General features: G+C 66.5%; 15 protein-coding genes. 5 read left to right on the top strand and 10 right to left on the bottom strand.

What is annotated here, in order from left to right:
* The first annotated feature begins 256 nt into the window (after positions 1-256).
* Both ATO4_RS21530 and ATO4_RS21535 read left to right on the top strand, forming a co-directional pair.
* The gene (locus tag ATO4_RS21530; protein ID WP_083593835.1) at positions 257-757 is read left to right on the top strand and encodes a cupin domain-containing protein; all 501 of its coding nucleotides are present in this window, start codon (positions 257-259) and stop codon (positions 755-757) included.
* A gap of 139 nt (positions 758-896) precedes the next feature.
* On the top strand, positions 897-1,322 hold the full coding sequence (locus ATO4_RS21535; protein WP_083593836.1) for a DoxX family protein: 426 nt from the start codon (positions 897-899) through the stop codon (positions 1,320-1,322).
* A 118-nt stretch (positions 1,323-1,440) separates the two neighbouring features.
* Here ATO4_RS21535 and ATO4_RS21540 read toward each other — a convergent pair whose 3' ends face one another.
* Positions 1,441-2,226 carry an SDR family oxidoreductase gene (locus ATO4_RS21540; RefSeq protein ID WP_083593837.1) on the bottom strand — a complete coding sequence of 262 codons (786 nt, stop codon included), beginning with the start codon at positions 2,224-2,226 and terminating at the stop codon, positions 1,441-1,443.
* Positions 2,226-2,549 carry a nuclear transport factor 2 family protein gene (locus tag ATO4_RS21545; RefSeq protein WP_083593838.1) on the bottom strand — a complete coding sequence of 108 codons (324 nt, stop codon included), beginning with the start codon at positions 2,547-2,549 and terminating at the stop codon, positions 2,226-2,228. The genes ATO4_RS21540 and ATO4_RS21545 overlap by 1 nt, the downstream gene beginning before the upstream one ends.
* Before the next feature lie 56 nt (positions 2,550-2,605).
* Between ATO4_RS21545 and ATO4_RS21550 the strand changes: the two genes are divergently transcribed.
* Complete coding sequence (locus ATO4_RS21550) at positions 2,606-2,989, top strand: helix-turn-helix domain-containing protein (RefSeq protein ID WP_083593876.1); 384 nt, start codon at positions 2,606-2,608, stop codon at positions 2,987-2,989.
* Between the two features lie 8 nt (positions 2,990-2,997).
* On the opposite strand, the gene ATO4_RS21555 is transcribed toward ATO4_RS21550, so the two are convergent.
* From ATO4_RS21555 to ATO4_RS21585, 7 genes are all read right to left on the bottom strand, one after another.
* Positions 2,998-3,621, bottom strand: a complete 624-nt coding sequence (locus ATO4_RS21555; protein WP_083593839.1) for a phosphatase PAP2 family protein — start codon at positions 3,619-3,621, stop codon at positions 2,998-3,000.
* A gap of 4 nt (positions 3,622-3,625) precedes the next feature.
* Positions 3,626-4,738, bottom strand: coding sequence for an FAD-dependent monooxygenase (locus tag ATO4_RS21560; RefSeq protein WP_176223111.1), 1,113 nt, complete (start codon positions 4,736-4,738; stop codon positions 3,626-3,628).
* Between the two features lie 286 nt (positions 4,739-5,024).
* Positions 5,025-5,750, bottom strand: a complete 726-nt coding sequence (locus ATO4_RS21565) for a response regulator (protein WP_083593841.1) — start codon at positions 5,748-5,750, stop codon at positions 5,025-5,027.
* Between the two features lie 22 nt (positions 5,751-5,772).
* On the bottom strand, positions 5,773-8,310 hold the full coding sequence (locus ATO4_RS21570; RefSeq protein WP_139802610.1) for a two-component system VirA-like sensor kinase: 2,538 nt from the start codon (positions 8,308-8,310) through the stop codon (positions 5,773-5,775).
* Entirely contained in the window at positions 8,307-9,398 is a 1,092-nt protein-coding gene (locus ATO4_RS21575; protein ID WP_210191118.1) for a cytochrome c peroxidase, read from the bottom strand. Before ATO4_RS21575 ends, ATO4_RS21570 begins: the two co-directional genes overlap by 4 nt.
* Positions 9,389-10,042, bottom strand: coding sequence for a hypothetical protein (locus tag ATO4_RS21580; protein ID WP_139802611.1), 654 nt, complete (start codon positions 10,040-10,042; stop codon positions 9,389-9,391). Before ATO4_RS21580 ends, ATO4_RS21575 begins: the two co-directional genes overlap by 10 nt.
* A 340-nt stretch (positions 10,043-10,382) precedes the next feature.
* Positions 10,383-11,999: a GMC family oxidoreductase N-terminal domain-containing protein gene (locus tag ATO4_RS21585; protein WP_083593845.1), complete on the bottom strand. Its 1,617-nt coding sequence runs from the start codon at positions 11,997-11,999 to the stop codon at positions 10,383-10,385.
* 251 nt (positions 12,000-12,250) lie between these two features.
* Here ATO4_RS21585 and ATO4_RS21590 point away from each other — a divergent pair, with 251 nt between their 5' ends.
* Complete coding sequence (locus ATO4_RS21590; protein WP_245308877.1) at positions 12,251-13,363, top strand: GAF domain-containing protein; 1,113 nt, start codon at positions 12,251-12,253, stop codon at positions 13,361-13,363.
* Between the two features lie 92 nt (positions 13,364-13,455).
* Here the strand turns inward: ATO4_RS21590 and ATO4_RS21595 are convergent, their stop codons facing one another.
* Entirely contained in the window at positions 13,456-14,292 is an 837-nt protein-coding gene (locus ATO4_RS21595; protein ID WP_083593846.1) for an alpha/beta hydrolase, read from the bottom strand.
* 429 nt (positions 14,293-14,721) lie between these two features.
* Here ATO4_RS21595 and ATO4_RS21600 point away from each other — a divergent pair, with 429 nt between their 5' ends.
* Positions 14,722-15,621, top strand: coding sequence for a LysR family transcriptional regulator (locus ATO4_RS21600; protein ID WP_083593847.1), 900 nt, complete (start codon positions 14,722-14,724; stop codon positions 15,619-15,621).
* Positions 15,622-15,739: the final 118 nt, after the last annotated feature.

The following is a 15,739-nucleotide window of genomic DNA, read 5'->3' on the forward strand; positions in this document are numbered from 1 at the left end:
CGCCAGCACCGGCGTTTCTGAATGGCCGGTCTTACCGCGAGCATGCGCTCATGCCTCGACGACGACATCCACGTCTGCGCCCCGACGGCGGCGGCCGCAGTGGCCGCATCGAACGAAGCCCTGCGGTTCGCTGCGCCTCGCGCCCATTCCAGGGAATGAGTTTCGACTGAAACATCAAACGCGCTCTCCGAAGCAGAGATGTAACACGGGCCTCTCAAGTCTGACGCTGTTCAGCCACCAAGACAGAAAGACTGGCATGCGTATTTTACCAAGAAGTCTGCCCGCCGCTCCGAGCTCTGACAGTGGATGGCGGGAGGTCACGCCCGGCGAGCGATTTGTCATTCGCACCTCCGTTCAGGAGACACAGGGCATCTACACGATGCTCGAGATCATCGCCGATCCGCGCAACGGCGTCCCCATGCATGTTCACGCGAACGAGGAGGAACACTTCGTCATTCTCGAAGGCAGCGTTCATCTCGTCCGTGGTGACCAGACGGCAGAATTGTCGGCAGGCGACTCCGTGACGGTCAGGAGAGGGACGCCGCACGCGTGGTGCAATCTCTCGGACCGCCCGGTTCGGATGCTGATCATCTTTTCGCCCGGGCATCTCGAGAGGACGTTCAGGCTCATCGGATCGTTGCAGGGCGATGATCTGTCGGCCGTGTTGGAATCGAACGAAAGCGATGGCTCCACGGTTCTCGGACCGCCGCCTTTCGAGAACATCTATTCCGTCTTGACACCTCGGCCGAGGCCGTAACCCGCCCTGAGCGGCGCAAGCCGCTGGTCTCAGTGCAGTTCCCACGACCCGCTGCTTTCGGCCAGTTCGCGCCGATCCGACGCCGCGGGCCCTCGCCTCTCTGCCGAGGCTTCCCAATCGAAAGAAAGGACGACTTCAAATGCGCGCTTCCATCGCTGGCCGCTCGATCGTGACCGTCGTCGGTGCTCTCCTGCTTCTCGACGGTTCCCTTCAACTGGCCTCGTCGCCGATGATCGCCGAAGCCATGACCCATGCCGGATACACGGCCGACAGCGGACCGCGCGTCGCGGTCTTCACGCTGACCTGCGCGTTCCTTCTGCTCATCCCTCGCCTGTCGCCGCTCGGGGCGGTGCTGTCCACCGGGTTTCTGGGGGGCGCCATCGCCACCCACTTCCGCATCGATGGTTTCGGATCGCCGCCGCAGCTGATCTGTCTCGCTCTCGGTGTGGCCATGTGGTTCGGGATGGCCCTCGCCGATCCTCGCATCCGCTCCTTCCTGCCGGCGGGACTCGGCCGTCGCTCGCCGGCCGGATGGCCGGCCGGCGAACAATCGCGGTATCGGTGAAAGCGGGCCTTCGACACGATGCCCGCCTGCCGACAGGGAGCCCTCCCTGTCGGCAGGCGGCTCGCCGTTGAGGCAAGTCCATGCGTCCGCACCGGGCGGCGCGCCGCCCGAGGGAGCATCAGACCGTCGGCACGGTTCCTCCGTCGATCACGTATTCCGTTCCGGTGATCGCGGCGGCTCGCGGTGAGACGAGAAAGGCGATGAGATCGGCAACCTCCTTGGGTTTGGTCGGACGACCGAGCGGAATGCCGCCCAGACTGTCCATGATGATCCGCTTTCCCCCCTCGTAGTCGGTCCCGGCCTGCTCGGCGAGACGCTCCGCAAGCCGAACGGCCGCAGCGGTCTCCACCCAGCCGGGCGAGACTCGCACGACGCGCACGCCATCCGGCGCAACCTGCTTCGAGAGCGCCTTGCTGTAGGTGGCGAGCGCGGCCTTGGCGGCAGCGTAGGCGGTCGTGGATTCCGGCAGGGGCAACTCGTGCTGGATGGAGGTCACATGGATGACGACACCCGAGCCGCGCTCGATCATTCCGGGCACGAGAGCCCGGTCGATGCGCACGGCGGCCATCAGGTTCTGGTTGATTTCGTTCATCCAGATGTCGTCGCCCAGCGCCGCAAAGCCGCCACCGGGGGCACCGGATCCTCCCAGCACGTTCACGAGAATGTCCACGCCCCCGAGTTCGGCCTCGGCAAAGTGGACGAGCGCCTCGCAGCCCTCGCGCGACATCAGGTCGGCCGCCACGAAGCGGACCGCCTCCGGCAGATTGTCGGGTTTCGACCGGGCGCCCGTCACGACGCGGGCACCGGCATCGAGCAGAGCCGCAACGACGGCCTCGCCCACGCCCTTCGTGCCGCCCGTGACGACGGCACGGCGACCGCCGAGGTCGATCCAGCCGCCGCCCATCACCCGATCTCCAGCGTGGCAATGCGGCCGTCGCGCAGGACAAAGCGATGGGTGAGCGTCAGGGGGCTTCCGGGGAACGATCCCGTCACCTCGGCCGGAACGACGAGGACGTCGTCGAGCTGTTCGACGGACAGGGGCCTCGCCGTGAACGGCGTGCGCTCCATGGTCTCGGCCCGCCAGTCGCGGATCGCCAGGATCCCCCGGTGGCGCCTTGCCTCGTCGCTGACGACGGCGTCATCCGTGAACGCGGCGCTGAGTTCTGCTACGGTGGCATCCGGAGCGAGGTCGAAGTAGGCAGCGAGTGACTCGGGCATGTTCAGCATGTCGATTCCTTCGATGTTGTGGTGCTGTTGCAGAGAGATCTGACGAAATGTCGCAAGTGACAAGTACGCACGAAAAAGTTGGGTACTTACCTGGAAGTAAGCCCTCCAGCCACACCGCGTTTACGGCGGCGTCCGGCATCGAGAGCGCCGTGCGGATGCTGGAGGGGCGCTGGAAGCTGGTGATCCTGTTCAATCTCTTCGGCGGCCGGCTCATGCGCTTCTCGGATCTGGAGCGAGCGATTCCCGACATCTCGCAGAAGATGCTGATCCAACAGCTCCGCCAGATGGAGGCGGACGGGATCGTCACGCGCCTCGTGCACCATCAGGTCCCGCCGAAGGTCGAATACGGTCTGACGCCATGGGGCCAGTCGCTCTGCCCGGCGCTCGACGCGCTCCTGAAATGGGCGGAAGCCCGACCGGCGAACGGCGGCGCTGAGTGAGAGCGCCCTCACGGGTCGCGAGCGACACGCCGGAGCCGCCTTCTGGCAAGGCCGAGTTGGGCAGCAGCGACCATCGCGGCGCCCAGCGCCCAGCCTGACATGACGTCGCTCGGCCAATGTGCGCCCGCCAGGACGCGGGCGAGACAAGCCGCCACGCCGGCGATCAGCAGCGGCCGCCGCAGGTGGGGAAGCTGTATCGACAGGCTGAGAACGATGGCGGCGGCGACGGCTGCATGCACCGATGGCCATGCGGCGAACTCGTCGTCGAAGGCCATGAATTCGAAACGCCAGGGATCGGCGCCCTGCGTCGAGGGTCGAATACGCCCGACCACGTGCTTCAGAAGGGCGGCGGAGCCGAGAGATGCCACCGCGGAAACGGCAACCAGCGTCGCGGTGCATCCGTGATGCCGCACCACCCGGACGGAGTGGCCGGCAACCTGCGGGGCGAGCGAGATCAGGACCGCGACGAGAGCAACGGCAAGGCCGAAAAGGCCCAGCGTCGCCGACAAGGTGGAAGCGCTCTCGGCGAGCCGGATCGGAAGCGTTGCCGCCCAGGCTGCCAGAGGTTCGTCGGCGAAGATCGTGACGGGGACGATCAGGGCGACGAGGACGATCAGATTGGCGCCTCGCATCGGGTCAGGCCTCTGCGAGGAGCGGCGTGTAACTGCGCCTGTACATCCTCATGCCTGCGAAACGGAGCAGGCTGGTGCTGATGGGCGTCGGCAATCGCCGTATCCGGTCGCGGGTTTCCGACTGTCCCCTCACCCAGTCCACTCTCGGCTTGCGGCGTGCAGCGTATCGGCCGAGCGCAGTGTCGAGCGCGTCGCCCGCCGTGATCGTCTCGGCCAGGAGGACCGCATCCTCGCAGGCCATTCCGGCACCCTCGGCCATGCTGGGAGACGTCGCATGCGCCGCGTCACCGATCAGGACGACACGGCCGCTGAAGCAGACCGGCGGTTGAACGGCTTCGATCCGGCTGAAATGCACCGGCGTCTCGGGCTGGACCTGCCGGAGCAGCGGCCCGAGCGGCGCTGCGAAATCGGCAAAGATGGCCTGCAACTCGGCGCGAGTGGCCCGTTCCCGCGGATCGCCGACCGCCTGGGTGAGCTCGGCGTAGACATAGAGCCTCGATCGGTCGACCGGTTCGGCCAAGAGGGTCCGGCCCTTGGCCACCATCACCGTCCAGGCGTCGATGCCCGCATGATTGTCGGCGAAGAAGCGCCAGCATCCGTTGCCCGTATAGGTCGGAGGCGCAGGGTGGATGGCCAGGCGGCGGACGGTGGAATTGAGACCGTCCGCCCCCACGACGAGGTCGTAGGTCTCCGAGCTCCAGTCGTCGAACGTTACGATGCATCCGCCGGCCACCTGTCGGAGGTTCGCGATGGCCCGGCCGGTGCGGATCGGCAACGCGGCGACCGAATCCAGGAGGATCTTGTGCATGGCGGCCCGCGGCATGCCGAGACAAGGCCCGCAACCTGCCCAGAATTTCTCGGCATCGACCGTGCTGAGGTGCCGGCCGCGATGGTCGAAGAAGTCCTGCCGGCAAATCGGCACGGCCGACTGCGCTATCTCGGAAAACAGGCCGAGTTCAGCGAAAGCACGGGTTGCATTGCCGGGCAGAAAAAGCCCGAAGCCCGATGACGACCAGTCCACGCGCCGTTCGACCACGTCGGCACGGATGCCGCGCTTGAGAAGCGCGCGCGCCAGAGACAGGCCGGCGAGCCCGGCGCCGGCGATGAGTATCTTCATGGTCTTTCCTCGCATGTCTCGAAATCGCGGCGAATGGTTCGCGCCATCCGGCCGATCGCTATGCTGATTTGGCGGGTGAGTTGCCGCGCCGTGCCAGGACGGCTCCGCCTCGTTCGCTGTGGCGGCGCGCCGGGGCTTCTGGATCCCGCGCATGTATCGATTGTTTCGATGCGACGATCTTGCGCTACATCGGAAACAATTCCGCTCCCCGCGCGGGCGTGATCGCCGGGCCGCGGGCGGCGGCACCGCAACAGGCGACGGCATCGATTCCGGGCAGGAGTCGGCGCTACCGCACGACTTCGACGTCGGCCTGGAACAGGTATCCGACGCCGCGCTCCGTCCGGATGAGCTGTGGGTTGCTCGGGTCGGTCTCCAGCTTGCGCCGCAGCCGCAGGATCAAGACGTCGATGCTGCGGTCGAAGACTTCCTCGTCGTGCATCCGCGTCGCAGCGATCAGCTGTTCCCGGCTGAGGATCTGTTGCGGCGAACGCAGGAAGGCGGTCAGAAGATTGAACTCGCCGACCGTCAGCTTGACCAGCGTCTGATGCGGAGACGTCAGGCGACGCATGCGGACACTGAGCTCGAACCCGGCGAACCTGTAGCGGATCCGCTGCTGGATCTCCCGCGAGCGCCCGTCGGCGCGCTCCGAGCGCCTCAGGACGGCTCTGGCCCGCGCCATCAGCTCCCGCAGGCTGAAGGGCTTGGTGACGTAGTCGTCGGCCCCCAGTTCCAGGGCGACCACCCGGTCCGGCTCGTCCCGGCGCTGCCCGGTGATGATGATGACCGGGACCTGGCTGTCGGACGAGATGCCACGCATCAGGTCGAGCCCGTTCTCCCTGGCGAGCTGCAGGTCGAGGATGATGAGATCGGCGGGACGCGCGTTGAGCACGCGCTTCAGGGCCGCACCGTCGGGAGCGGTGCTGACCTCGTAGCCGTTATTGGCGAAATAGGTACCGATGAGGTCCCGCATGGCGGGATCGTCATCCACGACGAGGATGTGACTGCCGTTCATGAAACTGCCCCGTTGCCGCACGTCATGGTCGACGCGCCGCCAATTGAAGTGGCGGGTTTTCCCCGGTGGAATCTCGCTGGATCTCATGCGAAAGCGCCATGGCAAGAGCTTCCATGCGCAGCGGCTTCTCGAGCCTCATGCGGAATGTGTGGCTCCATTCGCGCCTGCCGTCACCGGAGCCGCGCTCCGCGATGACGAGAACGGGCAGCCTCGCAAGCGGACCCGACGGACCGCTCCAGGCATGCTGCAGGCCGGGGTCGATGACCGCTTCGTCGAGCAGCGCGAGATCGAAGCGGTCGTTGTTGCGGGCAACGGCATCCAGTGCCGTCTGCGTCTGGCCAAAGCCGACAGCCTCGTAGCCGAGATGGGCCAGCATTTCCTCCAGCAATGTCCGCCGCTGCCTGTCAGCGTCGACGACGAGGATCGTCTCACCATTGCCCCGGGGAATGTCTCGATCCAGCGCCGCCGCATCCTCCTCCTCGATGGGCAGGAGGTCGCTGCGGGGGAAATAGGCTTCGATGCTGCTTCCCTTGCCGATCTCGCTGCTGACGTCGAGCGTCCCCTTGTGGGCCGTCACGATCCCATGCACGGCCGACAGTCCGAGCCCGGTGCCTTCTCCCACCGACTTCGTTGTGAAGAAGGGTTCGAACAACCGGTTGAGGGTCTCGGCGCTCATGCCGTGTCCGCGGTCACGCACGGCCAGGCGCACGTAGCGCCCGGGCTTGAGCCGCCCGTGGGACAGTTCGCGATCGCGGGCGACGGCGACCTCGTCGACGGCCAGCTCGACGACACCCTCGCGGTCCATGGCGTGGGCCGCGTTGGCGCAAAGGTTCATCACCACCTGCTGCAACTCGGCCGGATCGCCGAGAATGACCCCCTCGCCGTCCGCGAAGCGTGTCTGGATCGTGATCGTGCCGGGGAGCGAGGCGCGAACCAGTTCGAGCGCCTCGCTGACGGCCGGAACCGTTCGCATGGGACGATAGCGGTTGTCGCGGCGACGGCTGAACGCCAGGATCTGGTCCGTGATGCTCTGCGCGCGCATCCCGGCGCGCACGATCTGCTGGACTTGCCTGTGCGGCGTGCCGTCGGCATCCAGCTCGGACAGGGCGAGTTCGCCGTAACCCAGGATCGCGCCCAGAATGTTGTTGTATTCGTGGGCGATCCCGCCGGCGAGCGTCCCCAGCGACTCCAGCCTCTGGGACTCCGCCAGCCGGGCTTCCAGAAGGGCCCGCTGCCGATCGCCGTGGGCCCGTTGCAGTGCATTGGTGAAGATTTCGGCGGCAGTGCGAAGCAGAGCGACCTCGTCCGCCGGCCAGCGCCGCTCCCGTGACAGCGTCGCGAAGCTGAGGTAGCCGAAGTTGCGCTCCGCATTCTGCAGCGGCAGGGCCAGCCACGATCGGTAGCCAAGGCGCTCGAGGCGGTTTCGCTGGCCGCCGATCGGTAGCGCCGACACTTTCGCGACCTCGATACCGCCATGGCAAGCGCGACTGCCGTCCCAGTGTTCGGCCAGCCGGAAGACCGAGGCCGCGCCGTCGTCCGGCCCCGGCTGTCCGGCCGGGCAAAGGGCTCCGGCCGGCACCTCTTCGCGGGGGAATACCCGCACCTCGTCGAGGCCGGCCGAGCGGCCGAGGATGGCCAGCCCCGCCTCCATCTCCTGGCAAAGGTGATCCAGATCCATGTCGATCAGGCGGGTCGAGACCGTCGCGATGGCCGCTTCCAGTGCCAGCCGGTCGCGCAGTGTCGCCGCGTTCTGTTGAAGGCGAACGAACAGATAGGCAACGTATGCGCAGAGAATCAGCGCGATGCCGTAGAGGACGACGCGGAAGACGGCGGCCCGATCCAACGCCTCTGCGTGGAGGGCGAGATAGCGTGCCTGATATCGCTGCACCAGGACGGCAGTGGGAACCCGTTGCAGGTCCGCAGCGATCGCGTCGACGATGGGAAACGTGTTCGCCAGCACCCGTCCGTGAATGATCAGCGTGCGGGCGAGATGTCCGCCAAACTCGGGCAGGAACGGGAATTGCAGACGGTTCAGCGCCAGATTGAGCCTTCTCTGGTTCTCCGGGCTCGGCTCGCGGGTAAATCGGGAAACGGTTCCGGCGACGCCCGTCAGGCGCATATGGGCCTCGCCGTTTCTCGAGGGCAGCCCCCTCTTCACCAGCTCCAGCGTATCGCCGAAGATGATCTGCGAGTTCTGCATCACGGAGTTCTTCGACTTGAAACGCTCTATCAGCTCGCCGGCGCGGTCCAGCGCAATGTCCAGGTCGACGGCGATCCGGGCAAGCTGCGCATCCTCCCCGCCGACGGCCTCGTCCAGCGTGTGCGACGACCGCTGCATCACAGCCAGGCTGCGGACCAACGGATCATAGTTGTGCAGGATCGAGCTGCGGGCCTGCAGCACGTCGCGTTGCAGCGATGCGTTGCTCGTGTCGATCGCTCGCAATGCCTCCAGGGTTTTCTGGTGGCGGGCATCGTTCGGGGTCATGCTGAGCACGAACAGGGTCGTCAGGATGACGAGCATCCCGGCCGCAGCGCCGAGAAAGACTTGCAAGCGGTTCAATGGTCGGGATCCCCGCGCAAAGAACCTCGCTCCGTGGGATTGACGCCGGTGAGCGTCTCCAGGAATTTCACGATCAGACGGACATCGGTCGCCGGAATCGTTCGCCTCAGTTGGCGCGCGGCCATATCTGCGACGGCCGCTTCGAGCGTTGCCGCGCGACCGTCGTGAAAATAGGGGGCCGTCAAGGCAACGTTCCGCAGGCTTGGCACCCGAAACACGTGGCGGTCTTCCGCGCGTCCCGTGACGGCATATCGGCCCATATCCGCCATGCTTGCCGCTTCGGCCTCGTCGCTTCCAAGCTGCGTGAAGCTCGGCCGAAAGAGCGGAAAGCGCTGCATGAGGTTTCCCCCGACGTTCTCCCCCTGATGGCAGGATATGCAGCCGTATGACTTGAACAGCGCGTATCCCTGTTCCTCGTCCGGCGTGATCGCACCTGCCTCTCCTTCGAGATAGCGGTCGAACCGGCCATCGGCCGTCGTCAGCGACCGTTGAAAGGCGCCGAGCGCCGCGAGAACCCCCTGCCGGGTCGGACCCTCGCCGAAGATCCTGCGAAAGCTCAGCGGATAGTGCGGGTCTTCGCCGAGCCGCGAGATGATCACGGCCCACGAGTTCCCCATGACGTTGGGGGCCAGCAGAATGGCCTCGTTCTGCTCTTCCAGCGTCGCGTAGTTACCCCGCCAGTTGTACCGATAGTTCTTCCAGGCGTTGAATATGCTGGGCGTGTTGAAGAGATGGTCCTCGCCGTTCGCGCCAACCGCCCTTTGCATGCCATCGTCTCCGCCCATTTCGAGCCGGTGGCAGGTGGCACAGGAGCGGCTGGCATCCGCCGAAAGCCGTTCGTCCGAGAAGAGCTTGGCTCCGAGGGCAACCAGGCCCGCCCGCTGTCCCCCGACAGGCGACAGGGGACTGATGGGTTCCGGCAAAGCGAGCTGCGATCCCGCCAGGTCATCGCTGACTGGCGCAGCTGACACATTCGTTTGCCGTTCCGTCGCCAGCAGCGACTGCGACAGCGAAGCGCCCCAGATACAGCTGACCACGATCAGGAGCCCGCAAATGCCTGGCGTCCGCATCCATCTTGCTATCGACATGGATCATCCTGCCGCAACGACGAAACGGGAGACCACCCGAGGGAGATGGCGGCCGGTCGCAGCCGAAGCTCGAGGCGACTGATGATCCCGGCATCGGGCGTCCCTGCCCCGAGCAACTCGACCGCCTCCGCCGCGCCATGCGATGGCAGCCATCGGACGGTGCCGCGCAGGCTGACTGTCTGAATGCGTAGCAGCGGGACGGGATCGACACGCAATGCGCCCAACAGGCTGTCGCAATCGCCATCAGGTGGGGAGGTTCTGGCGAAACAAGGCGTCATCTGCTGATCGCGGCACGACTGCATCAGCTTGGCATGGGTCGTTCCCGGCCCGGCCCAGGCAATCCCGGCCTCGCGGCTGACATCAACGGCACAAGCCAGGGAAAGGTCCGCGCAGAGCATGGAAGCAAACTGCGCCTCGATCATCGCCTGCTCGGCGGAAACAAGGCCCATTTCGACCACGACATCACCCCGGCGGGCAGGAAGCGAGGAACCGGCAGGGCCGTAGAAGCAGGCCGTGGGTGCCACCGAATGCGCTGCGACGCGGGCGAACTTGAGGATGTCCGGCAGGTCGCGGCAGCAGAAAATGAGCCGCGGCAACCCTTTCGCCGTGCGCCATGTCAGGCCGGCATTTTGCTGATACGTCATCATGCTTCCTTGGCATTCGGTGTGAACCGTTGCCGCCGGGTCGGACAGTCGGCCCAGTTGCTGGGTATTCGGATCTGCACACCGGTGTCGTTACCCGCGCCGCGTTGCTTTCTTCAGTGCCCCCCCGGTGCGGGGAGCAATGTCGCCGGCGCACCCGGCTCCTGCCGGCCCCGGCCCCCGCCCCTGCCCCGGAGAGGACCATCCGCCCACGCCTCGACCGATCGAGACGACGGAAGGGCTCCCCGGGGGCGGAGCGACCGCCTTCCGGCAGCTCCAGTTCCGGCGAAGCGTGCCGACGCGGCGGCGACGTTCGCCATCATCACCGCCGCGTCGTCACTGGTCATGCGGCATGCGCCATCCGCAGCATTTCCGCAGCCCGCTCGCCGATGATCGCGCACGGGGCCTGGGTGTTGCCGGTCGTCACCCGCGGCATGATCGAGCCGTCGGCCACACGCAGCCCGTCGATGCCGTAGACCCTGAGGGACGCGTCGACGACGGACATTTCATCGCGGCCCATCTTGTTGGTGCAGGTCTGATGCCAGTAGGTGACCGCCGCGTCGCGGATATAGTCGTCGAGCGCTGCCCCCTTGATCTCGCCCGGCATGGCCTCGCCCTTGACGAACGGCCGGAAGGCCTGCGCATTGCCGAGGTCACGGCAAAGCTCGACGCAGCGGCGGGCGGTCGCAATGTCGGCAGGATCGCTCAGCATGTTGGCGTCGATTGCCAGCGGCGTCAGCGGATTGGCATCCTGGAGCCGCAGACGGCCGCGGCTTTCCGGGTGTGCGAGACCCGCAAACATCGTCCACCCGTGCTCCGGGACGCCCCGCGCCGCTGTCCGGTCGCTGGGCACCGGAAACTCCACCTGACAGAAGACCAGGTCCGGCGCGTCGAGATCGGGACGGCTCTTCCAGTAGAGCGTCGCTTCGCTGCCGCTGTTACGCGGTGCGATCGGCTCCCGATATTCCCAGGTGCATCCGAAGGAGACGTGGTCCTGGAGGTTCTGCCCGACGCCGGGAAGATGCTGCACGACGTCGATGCCGTGGCGAGCCAGCTCGGCCTCGTCGCCGATGCCGGAATGCATGAGCACCTTCGGCGACTGGATCGCGCCGAGCGACAGCACCACTTCGGCTCGTGCGCCGATCGAGACGACCTGCCCGTCGTGGAGGACCTCGACGCCGGTCGCCCGTTTGCCCTCGATCATCACGCGAAGCACCGTCGTCCCGGTGAGGATCGTCAGATTGGGGCGGTCGCGCCACGGATGGACATAAGCGCGATACAGCGAGTGCCGCCGTCCGTGGCGGACCAGCATGTCGGTCAGGGCGGCGCCTCCTGGACCCTCCATCATCCGGCCGTTCGGGTGCTCGTAGGTCGGAACGCCGATCTCCCGCGCTGCGGCGAGCATCGCATAGGCGATCGGGCTGGGCTCGCATGCCGGCTGAACCCAGACGGGTCCCGACGAGCCGCGATATTCGGGATCGGGTTCGCCCTGCCAGTTCTCGATCCGGCGGTAGAGATCGAGGACATTCTCATATCCCCAGGCCGTATCGCCGGCCTCCCTGGCGAAGAAGTCCCAGTCGCTTCGGTGCCCCCTCGCCCAGACCATCACGTTGATGCTGGATCCGCCGCCGAGCCCCTTGCCCATCGACATCGACAGGGCACGGCCGTTCAGATGCGGGTTGGGTTGCGCCTGGAAACCCCAGTCGCGCTCGCTGCCCAGATTGACGGGCCACGCCGCCGGATCGAGCACGGTTTCGGCCTCGTCGTCGCTGCCGGCCTCGATCAGGAGCACCTGGACGTCGGCGTTCTCGGCAAGCCGCCGGGCGATGACAGAGCCCGAAGCGCCGGCGCCGCAGACGATGAAGTCATAAGCGGGTTTCGGCGCGGCGGTGGCCGGGCGCCGGCTTTCCTGCGGGCGTGAATCGCGCTCGCGGTCGCCGTGTTCAGCATGTGTCGTCATGCGAAAATTCCTTCTTTGCATCGAGCGCTCGGCGCTCGAATGGGAGCGCTCCCGTACCCAGGCTCGTGCCGCGATGTCCTGTGGGACCGCGCCTCACGCCCTGTCTCGGTCGCTGCATTGCAAATATCAATTCTATCATTTCTATCAATTCACGACGAAGTCATCGGTTTTGTATCGTATTGCAATTGAAACACCGGGCCGCGCCTCGTACTGGTCGACGGGCTGCGCTGTTCCGCAGCGACCAATGGGCGATGGCCATGCCGAACAGGGACAAGGACATTCTGACGACGGCCGAGACAGCCAAGCTGTTCGGCGTCTCCGTGCGGACTGCCCAGCTGATGATCGAGGGCGGCTCGATCCCGTCGTGGAAGACCCCGGGCGGGCATCGCCGTGTCTATCGAACCGATGTCGAGGCGCTGATCGCAGGCTCCGGCATGGACGCCCACCTGCCCTCGGCGTTGGTCGTGGTGAGCGCCTCCGCAGACCGGCTGCCGGTCTACGAGAGGCTGTTTTCGGCGATGCCCGAATGCACTCTCCAGGCCTTCGACGATCCCCATGCGGCGGCGTTCGCGATCGGTTCGACGCGACCCTTCGGCGTCGTCGTCGACCTGCAGGCTGCCGATCCCTCGCGGCACGCGCTGCTCTCGAGCCTCGTCGACAATCCGGCTCTCGGCGACACCCTTATTCTCGCCGTCGGAGCCCCGGCACCGAACGGCGGCAACAGGATCAGCCATGTCGAAACCCCCGACGCTGCGGCGGCCGCCCTGCGCAAAGCCTTCGCCGGTACCGGTGAAACGGCGGGCTCGCCGGCCGACGCGACATTCCCGATCGCCCGGAACGAGCGTCAGCGGCTGGCTGCCGTCGAGCAGTCCGGCCTGATGGACACAGCGCCGGAGGAAGCCTTCGACCAACTGGCGTGGCTGGCGGCCCATACACTGGACGCGCCGGTCGCGCTGGTGACCTTGCTGGCGCAGACCCGGCAGTGGTTCAAATCGCGCATCGGCCTCGACCTTGCCGAGACCCCGCGCGACTGGTCCTTCTGCAATCACACGATCCTGCAGAAGGGGATCTTCGCGGTCGGCGATCTGGCAAGCGATCCTCGCTTCGAGGCCAATCCCGCCGTCATCGCCCCACCGAACTTCCGGTTCTATGCGGGGGCGCCCATCCGCGACGGCAACGGCTTCGCCCTGGGGTCCCTGTGCGTCATCGACTACAAGCCGCGCGTGCTGGAGGACTCCCAGGAAAAGAGCCTCCTCGCCCTGGCAGGGCTGGCTTCCGACGAGTTCCGCCTTCGATCCACCGAACGCCAGCTCCGCGAGGCGCGTCGCCGCGCGGAGCCGCAAGACCCGCAGGCCCGAAGCTAACCGGCTGCCCATCGTCCGATCGCGCCGCAAGTTCGGCAACGGCGCGATCAGGGTGGGCCCCAAGTTGGATCAAGGTCGCCGGCCGCCGCCTGTCACTGTGACTGCGGCATGCTGTCCGGCGCAGCCGCGGCGGCACCATCCGCGGTGGCGGTCGACACCTCACGCGCAGCCTTGTCGATGACGTCGGCAACGACCTTCGGCTGGGTCATGAAGATGGCGTGGCTGGCCGCAACTTCCGTGACCTCGGCGCCGATGCGTTCTGCCATGGCGTGGAGCATCCGCTGGTCGAACGCCTTGTCGTCGGTGCCGAACACGGCCCAGCTCGGCTTCGTGCGCCAGGCGGCGTTCTGGAGCGTTGTCGAGAACACCGACATGTTGATCGGCACCTGGGAATCCCTCATGAAGGCGGCATCCGCATCCGTGGTGTCCGCCGCAAAGCCGGCCTTGAATGTGTCCGGCTTCACGAAACCGAACCCGTCGTCAGTCGTCTCGAGGACGAATTCGGGCGGGGTGGTGAAGCCCGCATACAGATCCGCCGTGGTTTGGCCGGCGTCGGGCGACAGGGCCGCGACATAGACGAGCCCGGCGACCTTCGGATCGACGCCCGCTTCGGTGATCACCGTGCCGCCCCAGCTATGGCCGACGAGGATGGTGGGTCCGTCCTGGCGGTCCAGGGCCCGCTTCGTCGCCGCCACGTCGTCGGCCAGCGAGGTCAACGGGTTCTGGACGATGGTGACGCGATAGCCGCGTCCGGTCAGATCGTCGTAGACGCCGCGCCAGCCCGAACCGTCGGCGAAGGCTCCGTGCACCAGCACGACGTTCCTGACGGAAGGCGGCGACGCCATGTTCTCCGCCCGCGTGGCCGCGACACTGGCGACGAGGGTTGCTCCAGCCAGGGCAGCCATGATCGCATTTCCCATCCTGCTCATTCTCGCTCTCCATTGGTCGGACGATCGAATCTCGCCCGACATACCGATGAATTCTTCGACCGAGCCGCAAAGGTCGGAAACGGATCCGGCGATCCGGACGGACAGCCGGGGCCTTCTCCATACCCGACCTGCGGCCGGCTTCGCGCGTGGCTTCGGAAGACATGCGTCGCGCCGGATGCGGACCAATGGCGCGATCGGCGCCAGCTCGGCGGCGATTCAGGACCCGCATGTCGGCTCGGGCAGATCGAGATCTTTGTACCGAGTCCGTGAGCTGGTTCGTTCCGTTATCCTGCCGCGTTACAGGACAGTGATAATCACCGAGCCGATCGTTGACTGCGGCCGTTGCAGCTGTTTATGCGGAAACGAACGGCATGATTAGCCACCCCTGGAGCAACGCGTCGTTTCCCAGGCGAAACAGCGGGCCGGCGGATGGATGATGCCAACGACTACGTCGCGCTGCACGCCGTGCTGATCCATGGCGGATTTTCTGCCGCTGCACGCCGGGTCGGACTGCCCAAGGCGACGCTGAGCAAGCGGGTCGCGAGGCTGGAAGAACGCCTGGGCGTGCGTCTTCTGGAACGATCGACCCGCAACGTCAGGCCGACCGAAGTGGGGCGGCAGATCTTCGAGCAGGCGCAGGCCATCGTCGCCGGGCTGGGAGCGGCGGCAGCCGTCGCCGCGTCTGCCCAGGCCGAGCCGAACGGTGTTCTGCGGGTGGGCAGCCCGCAAGGCCTGATCCATGGCATGCTGGCCGAGATCCTGCCCGACTTCCTGCGGCTCCACCCCAGGATATGCCTGCATCTCGAGGAAATGAACCGGCCCGCCGATCTCGTTCGAGACCGGATCGATGTGGCGCTCCGCGCCCGCTACGAGGTCGAGGCAGGTGCCCATCTGGTGGTTCGGCAGTTCTGCCGGGAGGCCGGCGTCCTCGCGGCTGCGCCCGCCTACCTTGCGGAGCTGGGGACGCTGCCTCTCCTTCAGGACATCCCCCGGCTTCCGACGCTGGCGATGGCCCACGAGACGATATGGAACCTTGTCGATCGATCGGGCGAATGCCGGCAGATCGAAGTCGCTCCGCGTCTTCTCTCTACCAATGTCGAGTTGCTGCGGATGGCAACCGAAGCGGGATTGGGCATTGCCCTGTTGCCGCAGCACGTCTGTCGCCCCGGCTTCCAGTCGGGGACCCTCGTGCGAATCCTGCCGGAATTGGCCACGGCCGAGGGCACGATCTACGCCGACTTCTCCTCCCGGCGCGGCCTTACCCCCGCCATCCGGGCCCTCATCGACTATCTGGCCGAAACGATCCCGCGGACGACGTCTCCTGTCTGAAGGACGCGGGCCGCGAGGGCCATCGCCTCCGCCGTGATCCGCCGACCTCGGGACTGCCCATGAGGCCTCCACCGCTCCTGCAAGCGAGCGCGGTGCATGGAGAACAGCCTGGCGCGCA

Source organism: Aurantimonas sp. 22II-16-19i (assembly GCF_002088275.1).
Lineage (GTDB): Bacteria > Pseudomonadota > Alphaproteobacteria > Rhizobiales > Rhizobiaceae > Jiella.